The organism is Clostridium pascui (assembly GCF_016908015.1).
In the GTDB taxonomy this organism is placed as follows: domain Bacteria; phylum Bacillota; class Clostridia; order Clostridiales; family Clostridiaceae; genus Clostridium_AK; species Clostridium_AK pascui.
On record NZ_JAFBDB010000003.1, the window covers coordinates 56,105 to 81,713 of the forward strand.

Annotated in this window: 22 protein-coding genes; 2 read left to right on the forward strand and 20 right to left on the reverse strand. The window is 31.9% G+C overall.

Features of this window, described 5'->3' with window-relative positions:
• Nucleotides 1–2: 2 nt before the first annotated feature.
• Entirely contained in the window at nucleotides 3–1,100 is a 1,098-nt protein-coding gene (locus JOC70_RS09055) for a GerAB/ArcD/ProY family transporter (RefSeq protein WP_204598569.1), read from the reverse strand.
• 194 nt (nucleotides 1,101–1,294) lie between these two features.
• On the opposite strand from JOC70_RS09055, the gene JOC70_RS09060 reads away from it, so the two are divergent.
• Nucleotides 1,295–2,176 carry an SDR family oxidoreductase gene (locus tag JOC70_RS09060; RefSeq protein WP_204598570.1) on the forward strand — a complete coding sequence of 294 codons (882 nt, stop codon included), beginning with the start codon at nucleotides 1,295–1,297 and terminating at the stop codon, nucleotides 2,174–2,176.
• A gap of 83 nt (nucleotides 2,177–2,259) precedes the next feature.
• On the opposite strand, the gene JOC70_RS09065 is transcribed toward JOC70_RS09060, so the two are convergent.
• The 16 genes from JOC70_RS09065 to JOC70_RS09140 form a co-directional block, all read right to left on the reverse strand.
• Nucleotides 2,260–3,561: an acetyl-CoA hydrolase/transferase family protein gene (locus JOC70_RS09065; RefSeq protein ID WP_204598571.1), complete on the reverse strand. Its 1,302-nt coding sequence runs from the start codon at nucleotides 3,559–3,561 to the stop codon at nucleotides 2,260–2,262.
• Nucleotides 3,562–3,815: 254 nt separating this feature from the next.
• Entirely contained in the window at nucleotides 3,816–5,177 is a 1,362-nt protein-coding gene (locus JOC70_RS09070; protein WP_204598572.1) for a SulP family inorganic anion transporter, read from the reverse strand.
• A 25-nt stretch (nucleotides 5,178–5,202) separates the two neighbouring features.
• Entirely contained in the window at nucleotides 5,203–6,504 is a 1,302-nt protein-coding gene (locus JOC70_RS09075; protein WP_204598573.1) for an acetyl-CoA hydrolase/transferase family protein, read from the reverse strand.
• Entirely contained in the window at nucleotides 6,482–6,793 is a 312-nt protein-coding gene (locus JOC70_RS09080; protein WP_204598574.1) for a hypothetical protein, read from the reverse strand. The genes JOC70_RS09075 and JOC70_RS09080 overlap by 23 nt, the downstream gene beginning before the upstream one ends.
• 5 nt (nucleotides 6,794–6,798) lie before the next feature.
• Nucleotides 6,799–7,071, reverse strand: a complete 273-nt coding sequence (locus JOC70_RS09085) for a NifU family protein (protein WP_204598575.1) — start codon at nucleotides 7,069–7,071, stop codon at nucleotides 6,799–6,801.
• A gap of 28 nt (nucleotides 7,072–7,099) precedes the next feature.
• Entirely contained in the window at nucleotides 7,100–8,554 is a 1,455-nt protein-coding gene (locus JOC70_RS09090) for a 4-hydroxyphenylacetate 3-hydroxylase family protein (protein ID WP_204598576.1), read from the reverse strand.
• A gap of 316 nt (nucleotides 8,555–8,870) precedes the next feature.
• Nucleotides 8,871–10,247 carry a sigma-54 interaction domain-containing protein gene (locus tag JOC70_RS09095; RefSeq protein ID WP_341534875.1) on the reverse strand — a complete coding sequence of 459 codons (1,377 nt, stop codon included), beginning with the start codon at nucleotides 10,245–10,247 and terminating at the stop codon, nucleotides 8,871–8,873.
• Nucleotides 10,248–10,542: 295 nt separating this feature from the next.
• Complete coding sequence (locus JOC70_RS09100; protein WP_204598577.1) at nucleotides 10,543–11,847, reverse strand: acyl-CoA reductase; 1,305 nt, start codon at nucleotides 11,845–11,847, stop codon at nucleotides 10,543–10,545.
• Entirely contained in the window at nucleotides 11,840–12,955 is a 1,116-nt protein-coding gene (locus JOC70_RS09105) for a LuxE/PaaK family acyltransferase (RefSeq protein ID WP_204598578.1), read from the reverse strand. Before JOC70_RS09105 ends, JOC70_RS09100 begins: the two co-directional genes overlap by 8 nt.
• 76 nt (nucleotides 12,956–13,031) lie before the next feature.
• A complete protein-coding gene (locus JOC70_RS09110; protein WP_204598579.1) occupies nucleotides 13,032–14,498 on the reverse strand; it encodes an AMP-binding protein in 1,467 nt (488 codons plus the stop codon).
• Nucleotides 14,495–14,737 (reverse strand): acyl carrier protein, encoded by a 243-nt coding sequence (locus tag JOC70_RS09115; RefSeq protein ID WP_204598580.1) that lies wholly within the window; start codon nucleotides 14,735–14,737, stop codon nucleotides 14,495–14,497. Before JOC70_RS09115 ends, JOC70_RS09110 begins: the two co-directional genes overlap by 4 nt.
• A gap of 688 nt (nucleotides 14,738–15,425) precedes the next feature.
• Entirely contained in the window at nucleotides 15,426–16,397 is a 972-nt protein-coding gene (locus JOC70_RS09120; RefSeq protein ID WP_204598581.1) for an acyl-CoA dehydratase activase, read from the reverse strand.
• Nucleotides 16,378–17,478: an acyl-CoA dehydratase activase-related protein gene (locus JOC70_RS09125; RefSeq protein WP_204598582.1), complete on the reverse strand. Its 1,101-nt coding sequence runs from the start codon at nucleotides 17,476–17,478 to the stop codon at nucleotides 16,378–16,380. The genes JOC70_RS09120 and JOC70_RS09125 overlap by 20 nt, the downstream gene beginning before the upstream one ends.
• Nucleotides 17,475–18,377, reverse strand: coding sequence for an acyl-CoA dehydratase activase-related protein (locus tag JOC70_RS09130; protein WP_204598583.1), 903 nt, complete (start codon nucleotides 18,375–18,377; stop codon nucleotides 17,475–17,477). The genes JOC70_RS09125 and JOC70_RS09130 overlap by 4 nt, the downstream gene beginning before the upstream one ends.
• A 177-nt stretch (nucleotides 18,378–18,554) precedes the next feature.
• A complete protein-coding gene (locus tag JOC70_RS09135) occupies nucleotides 18,555–19,880 on the reverse strand; it encodes an NCS2 family permease (RefSeq protein ID WP_204598584.1) in 1,326 nt (441 codons plus the stop codon).
• Between the two features lie 236 nt (nucleotides 19,881–20,116).
• Nucleotides 20,117–21,301, reverse strand: a complete 1,185-nt coding sequence (locus JOC70_RS09140; RefSeq protein ID WP_204598585.1) for a serine/threonine-protein kinase — start codon at nucleotides 21,299–21,301, stop codon at nucleotides 20,117–20,119.
• 309 nt (nucleotides 21,302–21,610) lie between these two features.
• On the opposite strand from JOC70_RS09140, the gene JOC70_RS09145 reads away from it, so the two are divergent.
• Nucleotides 21,611–22,339 (forward strand): MBL fold metallo-hydrolase, encoded by a 729-nt coding sequence (locus JOC70_RS09145; RefSeq protein WP_204598586.1) that lies wholly within the window; start codon nucleotides 21,611–21,613, stop codon nucleotides 22,337–22,339.
• Nucleotides 22,340–22,404: 65 nt separating this feature from the next.
• Here JOC70_RS09145 and JOC70_RS09150 read toward each other — a convergent pair whose 3' ends face one another.
• From JOC70_RS09150 to JOC70_RS09160, 3 genes are read right to left on the reverse strand one after another with little or no spacing between them, the layout of a single operon-like run.
• A complete protein-coding gene (locus tag JOC70_RS09150) occupies nucleotides 22,405–23,457 on the reverse strand; it encodes a DNA polymerase IV (RefSeq protein ID WP_204598587.1) in 1,053 nt (350 codons plus the stop codon).
• A gap of 8 nt (nucleotides 23,458–23,465) precedes the next feature.
• Nucleotides 23,466–24,332, reverse strand: a complete 867-nt coding sequence (locus JOC70_RS09155) for a mechanosensitive ion channel family protein (protein ID WP_243429088.1) — start codon at nucleotides 24,330–24,332, stop codon at nucleotides 23,466–23,468.
• 57 nt (nucleotides 24,333–24,389) lie between these two features.
• Nucleotides 24,390–25,511, reverse strand: coding sequence for a M20/M25/M40 family metallo-hydrolase (locus JOC70_RS09160; RefSeq protein WP_204598588.1), 1,122 nt, complete (start codon nucleotides 25,509–25,511; stop codon nucleotides 24,390–24,392).
• Nucleotides 25,512–25,609: the final 98 nt, after the last annotated feature.

Genomic DNA, 25,609 nt, shown 5'->3' on the forward strand with positions numbered 1-25,609 from the left:
AATTAATCACCCTTTTTATAGGAATTATTAGATACTTTTTTATTTTTAATTATAATAATTATGGTAGTTATTACTCCCCATAAAACTCCAAAGCCCATGGTATATGGAGTAACCTTGTCTAAAATATTTACCCTATTGTATTCAGGCATCATGAAAATGCTTCCAATTAACCCTAGTATTAAAGTAATTATCAAACTTACTTTATATTTCATATTAAAAGCCTTTGATAAACTATATGCTGCAGCAAAAAAGTCACAAGTAAGAATTCTAAATATAATAAAGCTCCATATTACCATTAATGTTGTTCTAAGGTTCTCAATTAGAGGTATTTCTAAAGTAGAGGCTAAAAATAAAATTGGATATGAATTTTTTGAAGTTATTTCCCATCCTAAGCAGTAGATAACTACAAATACATTTGATGCATATGTAAAAACAATAAATAAAACTGCCTGCAAACCTGCTTTCTTAGGGTTAGATTTATTAGTTATAAAGTGTATAGTTATATAGCTCATTTCTACTCCCGTATATGAAAACAAGCTATTTGGTACCGCTGAAATTATATTTTTAAAGGATGAAAATAATGGTTTGACATTTATCATATGCCCTTCAAATAAAAGTGAGTTCATCATAATTACTAGAAATACCAATAAATAAGATACTACCTCACATAGTCTTCCAACTAATGTAAGACCATTTATAGTTGCATATGAGGTTATAAAAAATAAAACAGCTAGTATTACATAAGGTGATATAAATGGAATAATTACTATTTTTGCTACATTCACAAAACCTGATAAAATACTAGCTCCATAAATAGCAAACTTTATAAAAAAAGTTATTAATATTATTTTAGATAAAAACTTTCCATATATCTTATCATTTATTTTTTCAAAACTACAACCATTCATTTTTTTATCAATGAAATCTGCTGCTAACACCACAATTATAGGATATATTCCCCCAAGAATTACAGATATCCACCCCTCATGGTAAGCACTTCTACTTACTCCCCTAGACAAAGTTAATATTCCTACAGCTACCATAGAACTTTCTACAATTGACCTATATTGATTTTCTGTTATTTTGTTACTAATATTCATATTTTCTGCTTTCCTTTTAACTAAATTTGTTAAAATTAACTAGCTATTCATTTTAATTTATTTTTCCCCTATAAACCAAACATATACAAAATTTACACCACTTGCTTAGGAATATTTCAAAGACGTATTTTAAATAATAAATAAGTACTATCTTTATAAAATAAACAATAGAAACCATAGGGAGGCATGCTAATATGGGTGATATGCAAAACTTTATACAAAACTTTCCTAAACAAATTCCACCTCAGCATCAAAATGTACATCCAGGAATTGAAAAGGATATGAATCCAAAACCTATTTATGATAATCCTAGTTACAAGAGCTCAGAAAAGCTCCAAAATAAGGTAACTCTTATAACAGGTGGAGATAGTGGAATAGGAAGAGCTGTAGCTATTTCCTATGCTAAAGAAGGCTCCGATATTGCAATAGTTTATTTTAATGAACATAAAGATGCTGAAGAAACTAAGGAATCTGTTGTGAAATATGGCAGACGCTGCATACTTATTCCTGGTGACATTAAAGATTCCGCATTTTGTAAGTCTGCAGTAATACAAACTGTAACAGAACTTGGGGGATTAGATATTTTAATAAATAATGCTGCAGTGCAATATGTTCAAAATACTATAGAAAGTATCACAGATGCTCAACTTGAAGAAACCTTTAAAACTAATATATTTTCTATGTTTTATTTAACTCGTGAAGCTCTTTCTCACATGAAAAGAGGATCATCTATAATAAATACAGCTTCCATCACAGCCTATAAGGGACATGAACTCCTTATAGACTATTCATCAAGTAAGGGCGCTATAGTTACTTTTACTCGATCTATGGCAATCTCACTAGCATCTAAAGGAATAAGAGTAAATGCTGTAGCGCCAGGTCCTATTTGGACTCCACTTATACCTTCTTCTTTCGACACTAATAAAGTAAAACAATTTGGTTCAAATACTTCCTTTGGAAGACCAGGCCAGCCTGTGGAACTTGCTTCAGCTTACGTATTTTTAGGTTCTAATGATGCCTCCTTTATAACTGGAGAAATTATTCATGTAAATGGTGGAGAAATAGTCAACGGATAAAGGATAGCATTTTAGCCTGTATCTATAAAGCAAAATAACCCTAGAGATCATTCTACTTTACAGAATGATCTCTAGGGGATTATTTAAAATTTCATCTTAAATCTATTCTCAAACTCATCCATTAAACTTAATCTAAATTTAGGGTGTGCAATGTTAATAAGTTCCCTTGCTCTATCCCTTAAAGTCTTACCCTTAAGTTTTGCTATACCGTATTCAGTTACTATATAATCCACATCGTTTCTTGACGTTGTTACAGCTGCTCCTTCATCAAGAAGAGGTACTATTTTTGATATAGTTCCACCTGCTGCAGTTGAAGGTAGTGCCATGATGGATTTTCCATTCTTACTCATATTAACCCCTCTTACAAAGTCAACTTGTCCCCCAACTCCACTTATCTGGGTAAGCCCTAAGCTTTCTGAAGCAACTTGCCCAGTTAGATCCACTTGTACACAGGAGTTTATAGATATCATATTATTGTTTTTCATGATAACGCATGGATTATTAACATAATCTACAGGATGTAATTCAACCATAGGATTGTTATCTATAAAATCATATAATCTTTTTGTACCCATCAGAAAAGTTACAATAATCTTTCCTGGATGAAGCCTTTTCTTCTTATTTGTTATTACTCCAGCTTCCACAAGTTCTACTACTCCATCTGATATCATTTCAGAATGTATTCCTAAATCTTTTTTATCTTTTAAAAATAAAAGCACTGCATCTGGAATAGCTCCAATACCTAGCTGAAGAGTTGCTCCGTCTTCTACAAGTGATGCACAATTTTCTCCTATAGCTTTTTCAACATCAGTTATTTTAGGAGGTTTTAACTCTATTAAAGGGTGCGATGCTTCTACTATATAATCCATATCAGAAATATGAATAAAACAATTTCCTAATGTTCTTGGGAGCTTATCATTTACTTCTGCAATTACAAGCTTTGCACATTCTGCGGCAGGTTTTATATAGTCACTAGAAACCCCAAGGCTGCAATATCCATGCTCATCTGGAGGAGTTACTTGAATTAAAGCTACATCTACAGATATATATCCTTTTTTAAATAAGTTAGGGATCTCATAAAAATAACATGGAGTATAGTCTGCTCTTCCTGAAGATACAGCCTCTCTAGTTTTAGCACCAACAAATAAGGCATTGTGCCTGAAATGCCTTTCCATGCCAGGCTTTACATACTCCATTTTCCCCATAGGCAGCATATGAATAATCTCAACATTTTCATATTCTTCCTTATTTTCCACCATAGCATCTACAATTGTGGATGGTTCTGATATAGCATGCCCAATAACTACTCTGTCTCCCGATTTGATTTTACTTACAGCTTCTTTTCCAGAAACTAATTTAGCATTATAGAGTTCTCTCCAATCCATGTAAACATCACTCCCCCTATACTGACATTAATATCATAAATTATACTTCTTTTTGAATTTTATGATAAGTTCACGTTACTTATTCTTTAATTTTAAAATAATTCTATATTTAAAATTAAAATTTTAAAGTACTCATTTATAATTTTATATAAAAAAGAAGCTGATATAAATTTACATCAACTTCTCTTTATTCTTTCCCATATCAAAATCAGTGATATTTCTGTTTGTGCCTATAAGCTAAGAATGAAAGAATATTAGCTATTCAAAGTTTCTTTTACAGCTACTTTATTTTTTTTCATATCTGCTAAAATAAAGTGTAATAAGATACCTATTCCTAATCCCCAAGCTGCGCTTTTTGTTACGATAATTGCACCCATAACCCCAGCGATACCTCTGTCTAAATCAGATTGACACATACTCATGGCAAGTCTTGTACAAATAAAACCTTGAACAAGTAATGTAAGTGCCAATGCTACTGGCAATACTGGTTGCACTAACGAAACAATTGGTATACAAGCTACAGATATAAATGTCATCCATCGGAAGGTTCCCATTCCTCCAACTAAAGAGTCCATAGCGCCTCTACCTTCCTTATATCTCTCCCCAACAGCTGCTGTTACTGCCGCCCACAATGGTCCACATAAAGCAACATATGGATTAAATAATGCTTGAATTATATTTCTAAGTGCACTTACTAAATTAGATCGATTAGCACTAAAGTCAATTTTTTCATCCTGTCTTGCTTCATCTGCCTCCTTTATAAGAGACTCACTTGTTACAAAATCACCAAAAGCGATTATATAAACCATTACTGCCATTGGTATTGCCGCAACAAAAACACTAATAGTTGGAAATCCAATACTAAAAGGACTCAAAGTTTTAAATATTCCCCCCACATTTGGAATTTTGAATACAGTTCCGATTTCTATATTAGGTACTGGCAATTCCTTTGCTATTGGTCCAACGATGATACTCAAAGCAACAGCTGGGAGCATTCCATACTTCCCAATACTATCCATAAATTTGTTTCTTTTCCTTAAACTTTTAAAACTTTCAGAAAACAACAAATAGTACGCAACACATCCGCCAATGACAATTGCAATTGGATATTTTCCAAATCTGCCACCTACTTTAAATTCTCCAATAATAGCAGCAAGACCTGCTCCTAAAAGAATACCTGCTTTAATGGATGTAGGAACAAAGTGTATTACCTTGCCTGCTAGGCCTGTTATACCCATGATTAAAAATATAATTCCCACCAAAAGTTGTAGTGCTATCAACGCTTGAACTCTTTCTGGTCCCTGCATATACCCTGTTAAAAATGCAGTTGTAAGCGGTATAGCTGGTGTAATCCACCCCGGAACAACAGGGTCTCCTAGTAAAGTGTGTAATAGATAAAGGAAACCATTGATAATAACCATACTCCAAGCAATTTCATAAGGTACACCAAGTACATCTTCTAGCACCGGAATTGCTCCGAGGCATGTTGCACACATGAGTATTGCTTGTAGACATTCAGACATCTCCCACTTGTAGTGTATAAATGGCAATCTTATTTTAAACGGTCCCGCGGGAATATATGGTTGTTCTTTTCCATATTCTCTTTGTAAAGCCATGATTAATCCTCCCCATCTTTAAATATTAAAACTTGGCTTTAAATCTTTTCTCAAATTCCTCAATTAAACCAGGTCTAAAATTTGGATGTGCAATGCTTATAAGTGCCCTTGCCCTATCCTTTAAACTCTTTCCTTTAAGTTGTGCTATACCGTATTCAGTAACCACATAGTCTACATCATTTCTTGATGTGGTTACTGCTGCTCCTTCATCTAATAAAGGCACTATCTTAGAAACCTTTCCTTTAGCTGCAGTTGATGGCATAGCCATTATTGACTTACCATTTTTACACATGTTAGCCCCTCTTACAAAATCAACTTGCCCTCCAACTCCACTTATTTGCATAAGTCCTACACTTTCTGAAGCAACTTGACCCATGAAATCTACCTGTACACATGAGTTTATAGATACCATCTTATTATTTTGCATAATAACACATGGATTGTTTACATAGTCTACAGAGTACATTTCAACCATTGGATTGTTGTTTACAAAGTCATATAGCCTCTTTGTTCCCATAAGGAAAGTTACAACGATTTTCCCTGGATGAATAGTTTTTTGTTTGTTAGTTATAACTCCTGTTTCTACTAGTTCTACTACTCCATCAGATATCATTTCTGAATGTATTCCAAGATCCTTTTTATCCTTTAAAAATAGTAGTACTGCATCAGGGATAGCTCCAATACCTAGCTGAAGTGTTGACCCATCTTCTACAAGTGCTGCACAGTTTTCTCCTATCGCCTTTTCCACATCACTTATCTTAGGAGGCTTCAGTTCAATTACAGGATGGGAAACTTCGACCATATAGTCTATTTCTGAAACATGTATGAAGGAATCTCCCATAGTTCTTGGCATTTGATCATTTACTTCAGCAATTATAGTTTTGGCACATTCTGCAGCAGGCTTTGTGTAATCATTGGAAACTCCAAAGCTACAATACCCATGTTCATCTGGTGGACTTACTTGAATTAGAGCTACGTCTACAGGTAAATACCCTTGTTTAAACATCTTAGGCACTTCTGAAAAGAAACAAGGCGTAAAGTCTCCCCTTCCTGATGATACCGCATCTCTAGTGGTTCCCCCTACAAATATGGAATTGTGTTTAAAATATTTTTCCATACCAGGTTGAGCATATTCGGCTTTACCCATGGCTACCATGTGTACAATTTCAACATTTTCATAACTTTCTTTGTTTGCCACCATTTCATTTATAAGTATCGATGGTTCTCCTACTGCGTGTCCAGTTACTAATCTATTCCCTGATTTGATTTTACTTACTGCTTCCTTTGCAGAAACAAGCTTACTATTATAAACTTCCTTCCAACTCACACATACCACTCCCCTTAAAGAATGTTTCATAGATATCTTCTATGTCATTTTCAATACCCATATAATCTTTCTCACTTTTCATAAATAGCTTTTTGTATTTAGCTTTTAAATTTTCATGATTTGCACAGCAACTTGTGCATCCACATAAAACTAACACTATATCATAAATAACATTTTCTTTCCCAAGCTCTATGTTGAATTTAGGATGCCTGTCTTTTAATTTTGAGACTATACTCCCTCTATCATACCTTGGATTACATCCTCCACAGTACTTTATCCCTATATTCAATCCACTCACCTATTCAAAATCTTTCTTGCCATTTGGAGTAATTCTTCGCTAACTCCTTGTTCAACAACTACCTGCTTTATTTCAGGTATTTCTTCTTTAAGACTTGATTCTATTACATCTTCTACAGTATATTTTGCAGAAGGGCATCCACTACATTGTCCAAGTAGCCTTATACTTACCACTCCATTTTTCACACTTAAAAGTTTTACATCTCCTGAATGACCTTGCATATAAGGTCGTATCTTTTCTTCGATGAATTTTTCTACTCTTTCAAACATAATATCAACCCTTCCTTAATCTCAGTTTTTAGTCTTTTATTCTAGCAATAGCCTTTGCTAAAGCTTTTTTATGAGCTAAATTGCTTTGTCTTGCTATCATTATTCTTTGAGCCTGTGGTGACCCTGCACCATGCATGGATTCAGTTCTATATCCCACAGCTGCAGTTCCAAGCGTTAAGTTTTCTATAAGTCTTAATACTCTCATTCTATTTTCTAGTGGTACTGATGATACACCCTTTAAGTATTTCTCTATATAATGTCCTACTTCTGGACTTCTATAATCCTTTTCTGATGGCATAGTAACCATTAGTCCACCAGCAATATCTTCTGCAAGTCTTGCTATTTCATATGGAAATCTAGTTACATTTTGCTTACATACATTAGCAAGTAATAAGTCTATTATATAATTTCCTGATTCAGTTTTGGTTCCTTCTGCAGAACAAGCTATTCCACAAGCATATAGTGTTTCATTTAAATGAGTCATTTCTATTAATTTATCTTTTACATGAGATGCCTTATGAGCTCCATTATAATCTGCAGCAAGAGCAGTTGCACCTATAAGCACATCACCAACACCAACTTTACATCCGCCATAACTTTGTCTGTGATATCCTGCAAATCTTTCAACAAGCATTCCTGCAAATTCAGTTTCTCCATTTAAGAATATTCTATCATTTGGTACAAATACGTTATCAAATATAGTTAAAGCTTCCACTCCACCATATACTTTATTTCCTACATCTATATCTGCTCCCTCTTCTAATTTTCTTGAGTCACAAGATTGTCTTCCTATTATCATTGTTATACCTTCTGCATCTGTAGGAACTGCAAATGCTATAGCATAATCCTTGTCCTCTGGTCTCATAGCTATAGTTGGCATAACTAAAACTTCGTGGGAATTACATATTCCTGTCTGGTGAGCCTTTGCTCCTCTAACTACTACTCCATCAGGTCTTCTTTCAACCACTCTTAAATAAAGATCAGGATCTGCTTGTTTACTTGGTGATAACCCCCTATCCCCTTTAGGGTCTGTCATAGCCCCATCTACTGTTAAATCATTTTTTTGTGAATACTCAAGAAATTTTTTAAAGTTTTCATGATAATTTGTTCCATATTCTTTGTCTATTTCAAAAGTTGTACTATATGTTGCATTAAAGGCGTCCATACCAACACATCTTTGGAAACAAGCTGCTGTCTTTTGTCCACAAAGTCTCTGCATTTTAACTTTCTTAACTAAATCATCGGTACTGTGATGTATATGTGAAAATCTGTTTATCTTTTCTCCTGTCATATGTGATGTAGTTGTCATTAAATCCTCATATTCAGGTAACTGAGCTAATTCATATGTTGCTTTTACTGAGTTTAATGATGGACGAAGTACAGGATTATCTACTGGATTTTCCACCTTTTCTCCAAACATATAAACATTTAAATTAAGCTTTCTTAAACTTTCTACATACTGTTCCCCTGTCATTAGTGACATCTTTAACCATCCCTTTCATAAATAAAATAATTCAAGTTATGCTTTTACGCATTACTAAGTTAAAAAATTAAATCTTTACACTTTATATATTAAGCAAGTAACATGCCAAAGTTTAATTAATAAATTATATATGACAAATAATAATAGAAAATCATTTAAAACAGATAGTTTTATACCTATTTTATATAAAATATCAATTTCTAAAGGAAAAAGAATCGTTGCAAATTTACAACAATTCTTTTTCCTCTCATTGATATTTACTAAAAACGGTTTCACAACGAGCTATTTATTGAATTTTGCAAAAACGCAACATGTTTTATTCTTGCAACATATACTTTTCTCCATACTTCTTACGCTTCCTTACTAAGGTTGATGCATCTATTCCTAAAGATCTTGCCGCATCTCTTACATTTCCATATCGTTCAAAAGCATTATTTATAAATTTAAGTTCTATCTTTTCTATCACTTCTTTAAGATTTACATCTTCCTCACAATCTTTTAATTTTCCATCTAAAATCCCAAGTTTATTATGTATAGGAAGGTCACTTTCAAGTATTTTGTCAGAGCTACTCATTATTACTACTCTCTCCACTACATTTTTAAGCTCACGTACATTTCCCGGCCAGTTATATTCTGTAAAACAATTCATCGCACATTTAGTAAAGCTTTTATTAAGTTCATATTTTTTATTTAAGCCTTTAAGAAAATGCTCAACAAGAGGACCTATATCACCTTTCCTATCCCTTAATGACGGAATAACTATAGGCACTACATTTAATCTATAATATAAATCCTGTCTAAAAATCTTTTTCACTACCATATCTTCAAGATTTCTATTAGTAGCTGCAATTACCCTAACATCTATTTTTATAGATTTTACTGAACCGATTCTCTCAACTTCTCTTTCTTGAAGTACTCTTAGAAGTTTTACTTGCATGTCTAAAGGAAGCTCACCTATCTCGTCCAAAAATATGGTTCCTCCATCCGATATCTCAAAAAGCCCCATCTTCCCTTCCTTATTTGCTCCTGTAAACGCACCCTTTTCATATCCAAAAAGTTCACTTTCGATTAAATTAGCAGGTATTGCCCCGCAGTTTATCTTTATAAATTGTTTCTTGCTTCTTTTGCTATTTTTATGTATGTATTTTGCTACTTCTTCCTTACCTGCTCCCGTTTCTCCTAAAAGCAGGACAGTAGTATCTACATTAGCTACTCTTTTGGCCATTCTGAGTGTATTTAACATATTCTTATCTTCTGCTATGATATCTGTCGAGTTCAAAAGTTGACTTCTCATAGCTTCTATCTCCGAATGATACTTCTTAGATAGCTCTCTGTGCTTGGCCAACTGCTCATTAAGTTCATACAATTGAGTTACATCACGAACATTAGTAACTACCATAGTGATTTGCCCACTGTCATTAAATATAGGACTCCCAGAAACTAGAGCCTTCTTACCAGTTTTAAAAGATTGATTAATAGTTATAGACTTCTTAGTTTTAAGAACCTCTAAGGTTGCAGAGTTAGATATAACTCCATCTCTAACAAGTTCTCTCATATTTTTACCCAGCATATCTTCTCTCTTTAGCCCCGTTATATTTTCATAAGCCCTATTTATTTTTATAGTATTTGCATCTGCATCAGTAATATATATACCATCATATGAAGATTCAATTACTGCATCAAAGTCTATCACAGGCCTACCCCCTAAATATATTTTTATATAAACTTATTACATTTTGATTATCATTATTTATCACTTATATTCATAATCAAATTCCATTTTAAGTAATATTATACATTTAATTTAAGTTTCCTTCAATGCAAAATAAAAATGCAAAGGACTTTTCAGAAGCCAATAGGTAGTACACAGTAAATATATATTTTCTAAAAAAAATATTTATAACTAATTACCGTTTACTAGTATAGGTTTCTAAAATTCTTTGCAATTCTTGAAAATTAAAATTTTTAAGAAAATCAATTCTAAATTTCTATAAGCTCTCCCCAAGGCTTAGTGAACACCATCTTAAAAGTTCATGTATCACCATCATTCCATCCCATGGATAATCATATATGTTCATACTTCCTAATGCTATAACCCTATCTACTCCCCTCTGAGTAACTTCCTCTGTAAAACTCAATGCTTTATTTTTATCACTAAAAGCAATACCTATAGTTTGTATTTTAGAAGTTATCAAGTTTTTTATATCAAACACATCGGATACTTCCTTTAAAAATACAGTTCTATATCCTATGGGATCTTCAAGGGCTGTATTGTCATTTACAAGTATTGTGTAATTAAAGCATTTAGAGTTATAAATCATTTTATCTAAGCTTAATCCGTATTCTCCTCTTTTATTTATTATTTTAGCTGCGGCTCCTTGATCTATATACTTTACTGGATACTTTCTGGATATTTTGTTGAACACTTTTACAAATCTATTACATACCTCATCTAAAGATATAATACTCTTTTCTATGAAAACAACATGGGGTGATGAACAAGCCTTTTGATTAAATGTAATTATATCCATTACAAGTCTCTCAAGGTACTTTTCAAGTTCAATACTTTCTACAGCTTCCTTGTCCATTACTGCAAAAGAATACTTAGGTCCAAATACTATGTCCTTACAAGTCGTCTTTTGTGTAAGCTTTTTTACTGAATTTAGCGCTTCCTCTCCTCCCCAAAATATGCGCGCATCAGCCATAGAAGACATTGCATTATTTAGTTTTATATTATCACTTTTAAAATATACTATTGAAACAGCTTTCAGTAAGTCTTCCCCTTTATAATAAATTCCATTTAAATTTACTTGAACTTCTTTTAATGGCTTTAGAAGTCCTAAGGTTATGCTTATAAGTTCTTTAGGTACTCTGATTAAATTAGAATTTCTGCAAAGCAAAGATTGCACCAGAGAATATACTCCTAGAGTTCCAACATTTCCTGCAATCCAATGGCATATAAGTCCCCTTCTTTGTGCTTTCATATATTTTCCATTTCCAACATCCACAAAGGTATTTAAATAATCCTTATTTCCTATATTTAAATCAACCATTTTATTTATATTATTTTTCTTTAAGTAAAAAGTTAAAAATGCTACTCCTTCTTCTCTTAATAGTTCCCTATCTCTAGAGATTTTTTTGCTGTACTCATCTATTAAGCTTATTATTGCCTCTATAGGAAAATCTTTTATATCTTCTTGACCATTATCAAGTTTATTTTTTATCTCATTAAACTCCGTAAAACATTCAGGGCTTTCATAAAATTCTCCACTTAAAGAATAGCATTCAATCATTTCCTACCTTCCCTTCAGCAAAAGTATCTCCACACCCTCTTACTTCAGATTTTTCCACTCTAGATAAAAACTTAAAGTATTTACCCTTTCTTCCGCATTTACAATCATCTACTCCCATAAATATTCCTATATCCTCTGTAAGTATTGCTTGTGCAGGATAGCTCGTAGAAAGGGTGCTCATTACTTCAATAAGACCTATTTCACCTACTTTAACTTCATATAGAGTATTTAAATCTCTTATTATTATTTCCGCAAAATCCGGTACATGCTTATTCCCACATTCACAGTCTATAAATATTACCCCAAGTTGCTCTACCATCCCATAAAAATCAAGTACATCCCTATAATCCATATTTAGTATGTCACTACAACTTTTAGAAAACTCATCTTTAGACACTTTTTTTTGTTCAAGTTTCTTCCATCCACCACTATGCAAAAGTGTTGCCTTTGGAAAGTTAAAACTGATGTTGTTTTCTTTTAACCTACTTAAAAATTCTGTCCATACTATAAAGGTAAAGCCATATATAATAACTTCCTCATCTCCATAGATTCTTTCAAATTCTTTTATTCTATCTAAGTTTATATTTAGTGTATCTTCATATTTATCCATTGCATATACTATCTTACTTGCAAAATTACTTATCCCTCTTACCGCTGCCCCCCTTGCTGTTAAATTAGAACTATTTTTATTTATATCTTCACTATCTATTATAAGTACAGGCCTTCTCTTTTCTCCCAGAAAATTTCTTAAAGTGGATATAAGGGCCTGAGTTTGTCTTATGGAAGTTTGCCTATCTATATATATTTTACTTGGTATACCTGTGGTTGTAGCACTTGATTCTAGTACTCTTATTATTTTTTCTTCATCGCAACTAAATAACTTAAATTGTTTAAACATATTCACAGGTATAAAAGGTATATCTTCTAATCTATTAAAATAATTTGTATCAAATCCTGCCTTATCATACATGCATCTTAAGTTTGGATTCTTCGTATTATTCTCTAACTGTTCTTTGAATATATCTATCAAAACTTGTTCTTTCTTACATTGATTTTTATTGAATTGCTTATCGAATATAAGAGTTTCAATCAAGTTATCACTTTCCATTTTAGTCACCACCTCTGCAATAACCACCTCTGAGGTTACTCCATTTTATTAAAAGGCCTCTGGCGATTCCACTTTATTACAACTTATTAAAAAGAATTTTCCCAGAAGAATTCTTAGGAAGACTTGAAATAAACTTAATATATTTAGGTACTTTATATCTTGGCAGCTTATCCTTACAGTACGTCTGTATATCTGTAACTGTTATGCTACCCTTGCAGACTACTACTGCTTTTACAGCCTCTCCTAAGGTATCATCTTCCACCCCTATAACGACACATTCTAATACATCTTCAATTTCTAAAATTACATCTTCTATTTCCTTAGGACTTATTCTATTCCCCCCACTTTTTATTATATTTTTTTCTCTAGCTATAATATAAATATACCCGTCTTCATCTACAATTCCTAAATCTCCTGTATAAAGACAGCCGTTCTTTAACACCTTATTCGTTTCTTCCTTATCATTGAAGTATCCCTTCATTATATTTTTTCCTCTAGCAACTATATGCCCTATTTCTCCTGGCTTAACCTCTTGCCCATAGTCATTTATTACCTTAAGCTCTGTCCCAGGTATTCCTTTTCCTATAGAGCCTAGTTTATGCTCTAAAAGATCCGGTGGAAGATACGAAAGCCTTGCTGTAGCTTCAGTTTGTCCATACATTATATAAATGTCTACTTCTTTTAGCATATTCATAAGCTCTTTTATAAATATATTCGGAAGCCTTCCCCCCGCTTGAGTAATATATCTTAAAGAAGGAAACTCACCTTCTTTTATATTAGTCATTTTTAAAAGTATTTGAAAAGTACTTGGTACTCCTGCAAATCCTGTACATTTATACTTATTTATATCATCTATAACTGTTTGAGGAAACATGAATTTATTGTTTATAACTAAACTTCCACAAACTCTAAAGTGAGTATGGAGCAGAGATGTTCCATAACAATAGTAAAATGGGAGTACAACCTCTACTCTATCCTTACTAGTAAGGTTTAAATATTGTACTATTGAATTAGTATTATAAATCAAGTTATTGTGAGATAGCATAACTCCCTTAGGCTTTGCAGTTGACCCTGAGGTAAAAAGAATTACCGCAGTATCTTCCCCATCTATATTAGGCTGATCTTCCTCATTTAAATCATCTTTTATATTACTTTCATATGAAATGTATTCAATATCCTTTTCTGTATATACATTTATTAAATTTTTATTGATTTCCTTTATCTTATTTAAAAGCTTATACTGTATAAAAATATCTGTTATAGACAGTTCATTTATTATATATTCTATATCTTCCAAAGATATAGAAGGATTTATTGGTATACATATTCGCCCACTTTTTATCACTGAAAAATAACAAATTATAAAAAATATTGAATTTTCCGACATCAGGAGTACAGGCCCATTATTCTTGCTGGATTTTAGCATATAAGCTGTGTTTAAAACTTTTAAATATATACTTTTATAGGTTATTTCCTCTTTATCAATTACTGCTATACCTTCACTATCTTTAGCATACTGGAATATATAGTCAGTAAAGGTCATATCTCAACACCATACTTCTTAACTATCTTTTTTATATCTCTGATAGTGTACATTCTAGATGCATCTAAAACATCTATGGATAATCCAAACTTTTCTTCAAGCCCTGTTACAAGTTCAACTTGAGCTAATGAATCCCATGACTCAATTTCATCCGGACCTAAATCATCGCTTAACTCTGATTTATCCTTAATATTAAATACATCACATATTAAATCATTTAACTTATCTAAATTTGTCATAATAAATTCCCCCTAAAATAAATATTAATAATCTTACTAATTAAACAAGCAAATCTTATACCAATTGGTATTATAACTTTATGAATTTTAATTAATTCATAAGATCAACTATACTTTAAACCTAATATTATTGAAAATCTCAATTTGATGAATATAAATTAAAAAGAACTCGCTGCATTTTTGCAACGAGTTTTGCTATATAAATCCCTTAATTGTATAATTACTAGTATAAATAATACAAGCTTGATTGTTGCAATATTACATCAAGATGTAATATTGCAACAATTTCATTTAAAAAATATCATATCCAAGTCCTTTAATATAAGTTTCTTGAAAAAAAACAATTGTATTAAATCTATAGTTATATTATTTACCTTTGTATTATATATTTTCTTACTTAAAAGTACCTGTATATCTAAAACATTAAGCACTTCATATTTATCTAGATCTAAATTATTCTCAGTTTCTTCATATACATGAGGTTGATAGTACCGCCTGGTACCTCCGCAAGGTCCTCATCCCGGGTTTATTTCACTGGCCGTTAAGTCTATTATCAGCGACTTAATATTCATTTTGTCTATATAATTCAATGCATGCTGTGTTATATCTATATTCAAAGTAATCACCTCCCATAAGTTATATGTAATTACTTCTGTATATAGCATTTACCATACCAAATTCTAAAATTTTAACTTGAGACAGTAATTTGGGAATTCACGCTACTCCACTTTCCACACCTATCTCCTAAATTACCTATAATTATACCATCACTTTTTATGCTTATTATTTCGCATCTATTAGGGCAACCCGTGCATTCAAAGCTTTCTGAGTTGAATATGCTTTCTGAAACATTAAATCCTTTAAAGTTAGTGTATCCCTGAGCCATTACTCTTTCCTTGCTCAAAATTGCTGCTCCTATTGCACCCATAAGACCATAATGTTTGGGTACATATATATTAGTCTCTAAGGTTTCTTCAAAAACTTTTCTCATGCCTTCATTTGCTGCAACACCCCCTTGAAAAAATATCTTATCTTTAATTTCTTTTCCCTTTCCAACATTATTTAAATAATTTCTAACTAATGCTTCACAAAGCCCCCTTATTATATCTTCCTGTTTATGTCCAACTTGCTGCTTATGAATCATATCAGATTCTGCAAATACCGCACATCTTCCAGCAATTCGTACAGGATTTTTAGACTCAAGGGCCATTCGTCCAAAGTTTTCTATAGGAACTCCAAGCCTTTCTGCCTGCCTATCTAAAAAAGAACCTGTACCTGCTGCACATACCGTATTCATTGCGAAATCCGTTACTATTCCATCTTTAAGTATTATTATCTTAGAATCTTGGCCGCCTATTTCAATTATAGTCTTCACCTGCGAATCAACTTCAAGTGCTGCTATAGCATGAGCAGTTATTTCATTTTTCACTGAATCTGCTCCTACTAAAAATCCAGAAATTTTCCTGCCACTTCCTGTAGTTCCTACAGATTTTATATCTTCATCTGTATATTTTTCTTTAAGTCTCCTAAATCCATCTTGAATAACTTGTATAGGTCTTCCTTTAGTTCTTAGATATAATCCATCAACTACATTATTTTCCTCATCAATTAAAACTATATCCGTGCTTACTGATCCTACATCAATACCCATATAATACATTTTTCATTCTTCTCCTTTCTAACAAGTCAGCAAAGGCTTCTACTCTTGTATCAAATCCAGCATCCCCAGTCATTTCATCTACTACAAGAGTCATAATTGGGAAATTTCTATCACTAGATATTGTTGGTAAAATCGACTTTGATACAATCTCAGGCATGCATCCCATAGGAAGTATTTGAATAGCACCGTCAAATCCATTTTTATGCGCAAGTACAGCCTCTCCAACACATTCTCTACTATGTCCACCTATGTATAAAGGAAGATATTTTTTAGAAGCTCTTCTAATATCTATAGAATTTAGTTTAAATGGCGATAGTACAGTATTTTTTACCCACCAACTTGGAGTTAAAGTTTTTTGAGTAGATATCCCCATATCCATAAGCTTATCTTCAATATACTGATTTGAAAATGGCTCTAATATAGTATATATTTCTCCTATTATAGCTATCTTTACAGGTTTTTTACACATATTTACCTTTACACTACTCAGTTTTTCCTTATAACGCATAAGCACTTTAATCATTTCCTTGGAGCCAAAAGTATTTAATGCCTCTTTCTTACATTCTCTTAAAATCCTTTTACACTCTCCCCTATTCATCTCATAGCCTGAAAGCATCCTTGTTTTTCTTTCTATGTCATCCATTAACCTTATAATTTTATATCCATTTAAAACTGCTAACATCTTTTGCTTTCTAGATTTTTCCGAACTTTTTCCTACTTCTGCTATTCTATTTAAAAGTTCATCTTTCCCTATACTCCCTGGAGTGTCTATTACTATGAATTTAATATTGTATCCTAATTTTCTTAATATATTCATTTGTAACTCACAGTATTCACCATATCTACAAGGTCCACAACTTCCAGGTAAAATTATAGTATCAGCTCCCTTTTCAATACTTTGTATATATGCTCCCATCATTATCTTAAACGGAAAACACATTTCCTCTGGGGAAATTTTGGAACCAATTTCAAGGCAAGTTTTATTACTTACTGGAGGTAAAATATATTCTATACCTATGTCATCAAATATAGCTTTTGCAGCAAAGCACGTATTCCCAAGCTGTGGAAAAGTTACCTTCATATAACCTCTGCCTCCTTTCTTTTTAGCATATCTGTAAATGCTTCTAATCTTGTAATAAATCCCGCTTCTCCTGTTTGCTCGTCTATTTTAAGTTCTAAAAAAGGAAAGTCTTCTACTCTATTCTTTATAAGATCAACTACTACAGAGTCTATGCCACACGCAAAAGAAGATATATATATTATTCCATCAGCTAGTTTATTTTCAGCCATGTATGATCCAAAACCATATGAATTTCTTGCAAAAGTCCAAAATGGCTTTTTAAATAACTTTTCTGATTCTTTGTTTATATAAGAAATTCCGACATGCTCTTCTGTTATAACTCCTATTCCCAGTTTGTTTAACTTTTCTACTAAATTCATATTAATATAGCTATCATACAGATTATACGGATGCCCTATTAGTGCTACCTTTATTTTAGATTTGTTATTATTTAATCCACTCCTATATCCTTGTTGATTCTTTAATGCGGTATTGAAAGCTTTGTTAATTATTAAAATGTTTTTATTAAATTTAATCCCAACTTTAAAAGCCCATTTTTTTAAATTTTTTAAGTTATCCGCATATATAGGTTCTGATATTATAGGCGGCATATTAGGTATGCTATTTTGAACCATTTCTACAAGCCCACAAAACTTAGGACATATATATTCATTTTCATAAAGCTTCATTATTCTAGGTATAAAGATAAAATCACACTTGTCTTTAAGATAAGCACAGTGGCCATGAAATATTTTTATTGGTACGCATGCTTCGTCTACGCAGTACTTAACTCCTTCATTTAATATGTTCTTATTTGTATCAGGAGATAAAACCACCTCTGCCCCAAGGCTCTGAAAAAAATTAACATAAAACTTATGATATTTATAAAACAAAAGTCCCTTAGGAATTCCAATTCTCAATTTTACTCTCTCCCTCTTTATCGTTTAATTTCTTATTAGATTCTTTACAGTTTTCCATTTTTTATACATAAAAAGGTCCCCAAGCCGTATATATTGTATTTTTACTAATGTCTCTTTATTTTTTATGTAAAAAAGAAAAGCCCATTATGGACTTTTCTTTTCAATATACCTATTCTTCTAAATTAAAAACTTTAGCACAAATAATGCTGCAACTATATATGTTGTTATTGTTACATCCTTGTATTTTCCTGTGAGTACCTTTATTAATACATAAGACACTATTCCAAATACTATACCGTCGGAAATACTATAACTTAAAGGCATTATAATTATTGTTAAAAACGCTGGAATAGCCTCGCTAAAATCTTCTAAATCTATTTCTTTTATAGGCGATAGCATAAATAATCCAACTAATATTAATGATGGCGCTGTAGCTGCTGCTGGTATCATTAAAAATAATGGTGATAAAAACAATGCTATTGCAAACATAATTGCTGTAGATACTGCTGTAAGTCCTGTTCTTCCACCTGCTGCAACTCCTGAAGCACTTTCAACAAATGTTGATACAGTACTTGTTCCAAAGCATGCACCCATAGTAGTTCCTATAGCATCAGATAAAAGAGCCTGCTTTGCTCTTGGAACATTTCCTTGATCATCTAACATTCCAGCTTTAGTGGATACTCCCACAAGTGTTCCTACGGTATCGAACATATCCATAAATATCAATGTAAATAATGCTATTGCCATATCGGCACTTAATATATTATTCCACTCAAATTTCATAAATACAGGTGCCATGCTTGGTGGCGCACTTATAATCTCATTAGGAAACTTAGTAATTCCCATAGGTATTCCTATAAGTGTAGTAACTATAATTCCTAAAAGCAATGCTCCATTTACATTTTTCGCAACCAATGCTCCGGTTATTATAACACCCACTATCCCAAGCAGCGCTGTACCAGAAGTTATATTACCTAATGCAAGTATTGTTCCTCCATCCTTTGGGTGAAGTACTATACCTGCATTTTCAAGTCCTATAAATGCTATAAAAATTCCAATTCCAACAGAAATTGCTTTTTTTATATTAGTAGGTATTGAGTTTATTATAGCTTCTCTTACATTAAATACTGTAAGCAATATAAATATAATCCCTTCTAAGAATACCGCTGTTAATGCAAACTGCCAAGTGTGACCCATTCCTATAACTATGGTATATGCAAAAAATGCATTAAGTCCCATTCCTGGTGCTTGTGCAAATGGGAGCTTTGCGTATATTCCCATAACAAGTGTTGCTATTACAGAAGCTAAAGCTGTTGCTGTGAATACAGCTCCAAAATTCATTCCAGCATCCTTTAATATGTTTGGATTTACTATCAATATATATGCCATTGTCATAAAAGTCGTAATACCTGCCAGAATTTCAGTTTTTATATTAGTTTTATTTTCAGATAGCCCAAAATATGAATCTAAAAAGCTGCCTTTTAATTCTTGTGAATTTCGCATCAAATTGCCCCTCTTTCATTATAATTTTATGTAGTAAATTGTATAATTTCATCGAAAATATGTAGTTTTTTGAAACCACAATTTTATATATTACTAGATAACGAACTATAAGTCAATGCTTTTTTACGAACGTTTTTGTTTATTAACTTCATTATTATTTGCCATAAAATGATAAATGCAAAAGTACTTTTGTTTATACTTTTGCATTTAAACCTATAAAATAATCTTTAACTTTTTTACTTTTTGAATTTACCCTTAGCCTTCCCTTTATTTTTATTCGCTTTCTCATCATTGTTCTCATCTTCTTTATCATCATTATCTTCTTTATTATTTTCTTCATTTGTCTTGATATTATTCTTTTCATCAGTATTATTTTCCATAGCAGGAATATCACTTTCTTCTAAATCTATTTTTTCTAGATTTTTATCAAGACTTTCCTTTATATTATTAACATTATTCACATTTGCCTTCGTGTTAGCTTTACCTTCCTGATAACTATATACCAAGCTATACGTGCCTATAATAATCAAGATAATAATTAAAAAGAATATCAGTAAGGTTTTACGTAAATGTTTCTCTTTAGTAGATTTTGAGACAGATTCCTTATCTAAGAATAATCTAGTTCTTAAAATTGTAGCTTCTATTTCCGAAACCTTATGAATTTCTTTACTCATTTCTTCAATAGAACCATATCTTTCTTCAACCTTGATTTTCATTGCCTTTTTTATTATTTCTCTTATGTCTACATTTACATTTTCATCATAGTTTTCGTCATATAATGGTTCTAATGCTGTAGAAGGCGCTTTGCCCGTAAGCATGAAATATATTACAGCACCTAAAGCATAAATATCTGTTTGTATAGATGATTGTCCAGTACCATAAAATTGTTCTGGAGCTGCATATCCTCTTGATCCAATATATACCGTATCGCTCTCTTGGCCTGGCTTATATACTCTTGAAATTCCAAAATCTATTAAAACTACCTCATCTTCTGGAGTTATCATTATATTAGAAGGCTTTAAATCTCTATGTATAATAGGGGGGGCAAAGCTATGCAAGTATTCTACTATTTTACCCATTTCTGATGCAAGTTTACATATCTCTTCAGTATTTAAACTTCCTTTTCTTTTAACATATTCTTTTAGGTTCTCACCCTCTATATAATCTTCTACCATATATAAATTATCATTTTCATAAAATATATCTATAATCCTCGGAATACCTGGATGTTTTAGCTTCTTAAGTATATTAGGTTCTGCTAAAAAATTCACATTACTTTTCGCTTCCTTTGGGACTTCCTTTATCGCCCATAAAGTATCCAAGTTTATATTCTTGCACAAATATACGCTTCCCATTCCACCTTGTCCAATAATCCTAATAACTTCGTATTTTCTATCAAGAACACTTCCTTGTTCAAGCAAAAAAAACCCCCTCTTTCATTCAAAAATACTCCCATAAATTTATACGGAATTTTTTTGTAATTTAAGGGGGTAATTTATTTTATTTTTTAATTTTAATGAACAAGACCTAGCACTGTTGAGTTATTATGTATAATAACTTCTCCAATCTTTGTAGAAGATATTTGCCCATGCTTTTATTGTAATACACTTTTGGCCATATTTCACCATAGAATTCATCATTATCCCAAAGTTCAGCTTACTTTTCATCTTTTATAATTAGATAAACATTGTTAAAATATATATGCATGATTTTCACAGAGGAGTGTTCATATGAATAAAGCAAAAATACATTATTTATATCATGATGGATTTGCAGTAGAAACACAAAACTTCTTTTTAATATTTGATTATTACTATAATTGCCCTCAGAATTCAGATTTAACATTGAAAAATGGGATTATAGATATGCCTTCACTTAAGAGCAAAAAAAATATATACGTATTTGTATCTCATGCTCATCATGATCATTTTAATGATATGATTTTTAGCTGGAGTGCCATAAACCCAAACATTAAATATATTATGAGCTGCGATGTTCCTTTCCGAGATTATCAGAAAAATTATCATTTTATATTCGCTAACAAAGAGCTTGTCTTTCAAGGGATTAAAATAAAAACTTTTGATTCTACAGATATCGGAGTATCCTTTTTTATAGAAGTTGATGGATTAACTATTTTTCATGCTGGAGATTTAAATTGGTGGCATTGGAAACATACCTGTATAGAAAATCAAGAGACTATGGAGCTAAGCTTTAAGAAAGAAGTATGGAAAATAGCTGAGCATAAAATAAATATAGCCTTTTTCCCTACAGATCCAAGGCTTGAAGAATTTTTCCATATAGGAGGAGAGTATTTCATAAGCAGAGTACATCCTGATTTATTTATACCAATGCACTTTTGGGATGATTATTCTATGCCGCAGAAGTTTTATCATAAAGTTAAAAGTGATAAAACAAACATAGCTAAGATTTCAAAAAGAGGAGAAATTATTGAGTTTTAGTAACCAGTAATCAGTTATGACTGTTTTTCATAGCAAAACTAAATTTACTGGAACTTGGATACTAGCTACTGGTTACTAAAAAAGCACATCTGTCTTATACTGTTGTCACTAAGCGAAGATACCGTAAGTCCAATGAGCCTAATACTATCTTCAAACTGTATTGCATCTAATATCTCGCAAGAAACTTTAAATATATCTTCATCACTATCAATATAATTTATTAGTGTTTTGCTCCTTGTGTGATTTTCAAAGGATGAGGTCTTAATTTTTACTGTTATAGTTTTTCCTAATAACCCCTTGTTTTTCAGATAATAAGAGACCTCATTTGAAAATTCTCTTAAATACCTTTTCATTTCATCCTTATTTTTAATATCATTTTTAAGAGTAGTTTCACGTCCTACAGATTTCCTTTCCCTAGTAATTTCAACTTCTCTTCTATCTATTCCACGTATTCTTTCATAAATTTCTATACCAAACTTACCGAAGTATTCAAAGAAAAAATTCTGGGGTAATTTATAGAGATCTTCTACATTATAAATGCCTATGTTATTTAATTTATCTCTGGACTTTTTACCTATTCCATGAATTTTAGAAATAGGTAACGGGAGCAAAATACTTGGGATCATATCTTTTGTAATTATCATTATTCCATTTGGCTTATTCCAATCCGAACCGAGTTTTGCCAAAAACTTGTTATAGGAAATTCCCATAGATATGGTTAGGCCTATTTCTTTTTTTACTCTAGATTTTATATAATCTACAGCATCCATAGTGTTTATGCTCAAATCTGATATATCTAAATAGGCTTCATCGATAGATACCGGTTCCACTTTAGGAGTGAGCTCATAAAGTATATCAAATACCTTATTAGAAATTTCCTTATATCTTTCATGTCTGGTAGGAAGATATATACCCATTGGGCATTTTTTTCTCGCCATAAATATTGGCATAGCAGAATGCACTCCATACTTTCTTGCTTCGTAAGAGCAAGTTGCAACTACTCCTCTTTCTCCAATTCCCCCTACTATTATGGGTCTTCCTTTTAGCTTTGGATTATCCAATTCTTCAACTGATGCAAAAAACGCATCCATATCTACATGCATTATAACTTTATCCATATATTCACCTATATAAGTTTTATATCTTCGTGTTTTTTAAATTCAACAAGTAAAGTCTCAATTATATTATGTTCTAAAGTTCTAAAACTTCTAGAGCCACAAATAAATCTTAATGTAAGAATAACTTTTCCTTCGCACAGCGAGGTGTATACCGTATGTGAAAGATTTTGATAATAAATTGGTTGGGTTTTAGCTGCCATATCTAAAGCTTCTCTTACTTCCTCTTCCATATTTCCAAGAATATCTTCAGCCTTATCAAGTATTATTTCTTTTGCCTTCTCCCAGTTGCTATCTATAGAAAGCTTTATTTCAATTTCATTCCAACTATATGGAAAGCCTCCTGTTCCATTAATGACCTCAATACTTAGGAGCTTTATATTAGGTATATGAATAAGCCTCCCAGTGCTTTGTCCATATGCATTGCTTGTTTGAGTTACTTCTATTATAGTTGTGTAAAACCAATTTATCTCAATTACATCTCCTATGCTGTCGCCGATTTTAATTCTATCCCCTAAAGTAAATGGTTTATGAGAATTTATAATTACCCATCCTAAAAAACTAGAAACTAGATCCTTTAGTGCAAATGCAAGTCCTGCTGAAAATAATCCTAAAAATGTCATTATATCCTTTGTTTCATATATCCACACAGGAATTAAAATCAATATAAAAACAATCCTTAAAATATTAGAAATTACTTTTTTTGTAGTAAGTATTTTTGTTGACTTCCAACTAGTCTCATCGACTTTCTTTATTATAACCTTATTAAAAGAATATAGCATTGCAGCTATGCCTAAAGTAAGTAGAAATTTAGGAAATACTCCAAGCATTCCAAACTTTAAACTTATATATTCAAACCAATGGCTTAATTTAATCAAGAATATATACACCCCTATCCCCTTATTTTAAATTCTGATTACAGCTTGATTACTATTTTATATAGTTTTATTTTCTCTAAGCATTATTTGAAGAACTAGCCTGCTTACATTTACTAAATCTTTTACCTTTATATATTCATCTACTGTATGGTCCTTAGACATTCCAGTCCCTAAATTCACTGTCTTTATTCCTTTAGAGGCAAATACATTTACATCGCTGCCTCCACCTGTTGATTCTAATTTAAAGGTTACTCCTATTTTATCACAAGCTTCCCTTATTATCTCTAATATTTCATCATCTTCATTTATAATGTAATTACTGTAACTCAGTTTACTTTGCACATACACTTCAGCCCCAAATTTCTCTGAAGCTTTCTTAAAACAATCAGTCATATGCTCTATTTGATTATTTAATTTATCCATGTTTAAACTTCTAGCCTCTGCTTTAATTTCAACATATGGACACACAACGTTTGTGGCTTCTCCCCCAATTATGGTGCCAATGTTTGCTGTAGTTTCCTCATCCACTCTTAAAAGCTTCATGTTTGAAATTGCATATGCAGCCACTTGAATAGCACTTATCCCATTTTCAGGTTCAACTCCTGCGTGAGATGCCTTTCCCTTTATTTTAACTGTAATTTGACTTTCTGCTGGAGCCTTTATAATTACAGCCCCTACCTCCTTTGAACTATCGACTATAAAGCCCTTCTTAGATGCCAATCTTTCGTATTCCACACCTTTAGCACCATAAAGACCTTCTTCTTCTGCTATGGTAAATACTACTTCTATTGGCCCATGAGATAAATTCTTATCCTTTATAGTTTTTATAGCCTCTAAAATAGATGAAATGCCTGCCTTATCATCTCCTGCGAGTATCGTATCTCCACTGCTATATATAACTTCATCTTTAATTATAGGTTTTATGCCCTTCCCAGGCTTTACAGTATCCATATGAGCACAAAATAGTATTGGCTCTATAGTTAAATCTCCATCTAAATACCCATATACATTATTTGCATTTGAACCTATGTTTTGTCCTGATGTATCTGTTTCAACCTTCATTCCTAACTCTTTCATTTCTTTTATAAGAGTTTGTGCCATTTCATTTTCATTAAAACTTTCACTATCAATTTTAACATATTGAAAAAATTTATTAATTAGTCTTTCTTTATTTATCATCTTATTCATCCCCTATTTGCATAAGTAACATTTAATACGGAAAATCCCTTTAAAAGAACTTCCCCGTAGGTTTGTTACTTACTATATATATTCATGAT

Bases quoted from the DNA above. Each gene is read 5' to 3' on its own strand.
- JOC70_RS09070 (WP_204598572.1), bottom strand. From the start codon at position 5,177: ATGGCTTTACAAAGAGAATATGGAAAAGAACAACCATATATTCCCGCG.
- JOC70_RS09055 (WP_204598569.1), bottom strand. From the start codon at position 1,100: ATGAATATTAGTAACAAAATAACAGAAAATCAATATAGGTCAATTGTA.
- JOC70_RS09125 (WP_204598582.1), bottom strand. From the start codon at position 17,478: ATGAAGGTAACTTTTCCACAGCTTGGGAATACGTGCTTTGCTGCAAAA.
- JOC70_RS09100 (WP_204598577.1), bottom strand. From the start codon at position 11,847: ATGATTGAATGCTATTCTTTAAGTGGAGAATTTTATGAAAGCCCTGAA.
- JOC70_RS09105 (WP_204598578.1), bottom strand. From the start codon at position 12,955: ATGGAAAGTGATAACTTGATTGAAACTCTTATATTCGATAAGCAATTC.
- JOC70_RS09115 (WP_204598580.1), bottom strand. From the start codon at position 14,737: ATGACAAATTTAGATAAGTTAAATGATTTAATATGTGATGTATTTAAT.
- JOC70_RS09060 (WP_204598570.1), top strand. From the start codon at position 1,295: ATGGGTGATATGCAAAACTTTATACAAAACTTTCCTAAACAAATTCCA.
- JOC70_RS09150 (WP_204598587.1), bottom strand. From the start codon at position 23,457: ATGGATAAAGTTATAATGCATGTAGATATGGATGCGTTTTTTGCATCA.
- JOC70_RS09160 (WP_204598588.1), bottom strand. From the start codon at position 25,511: ATGATAAATAAAGAAAGACTAATTAATAAATTTTTTCAATATGTTAAA.
- JOC70_RS09135 (WP_204598584.1), bottom strand. From the start codon at position 19,880: ATGCGAAATTCACAAGAATTAAAAGGCAGCTTTTTAGATTCATATTTT.
- JOC70_RS09110 (WP_204598579.1), bottom strand. From the start codon at position 14,498: ATGACCTTTACTGACTATATATTCCAGTATGCTAAAGATAGTGAAGGT.
- JOC70_RS09090 (WP_204598576.1), bottom strand. From the start codon at position 8,554: ATGTCACTAATGACAGGGGAACAGTATGTAGAAAGTTTAAGAAAGCTT.
- JOC70_RS09120 (WP_204598581.1), bottom strand. From the start codon at position 16,397: ATGTATTATATGGGTATTGATGTAGGATCAGTAAGCACGGATATAGTT.
- JOC70_RS09085 (WP_204598575.1), bottom strand. From the start codon at position 7,071: ATGTTTGAAAGAGTAGAAAAATTCATCGAAGAAAAGATACGACCTTAT.
- JOC70_RS09065 (WP_204598571.1), bottom strand. From the start codon at position 3,561: ATGGATTGGAGAGAACTCTATAATGCTAAATTAGTTTCTGGAAAAGAA.
- JOC70_RS09145 (WP_204598586.1), top strand. From the start codon at position 21,611: ATGAATAAAGCAAAAATACATTATTTATATCATGATGGATTTGCAGTA.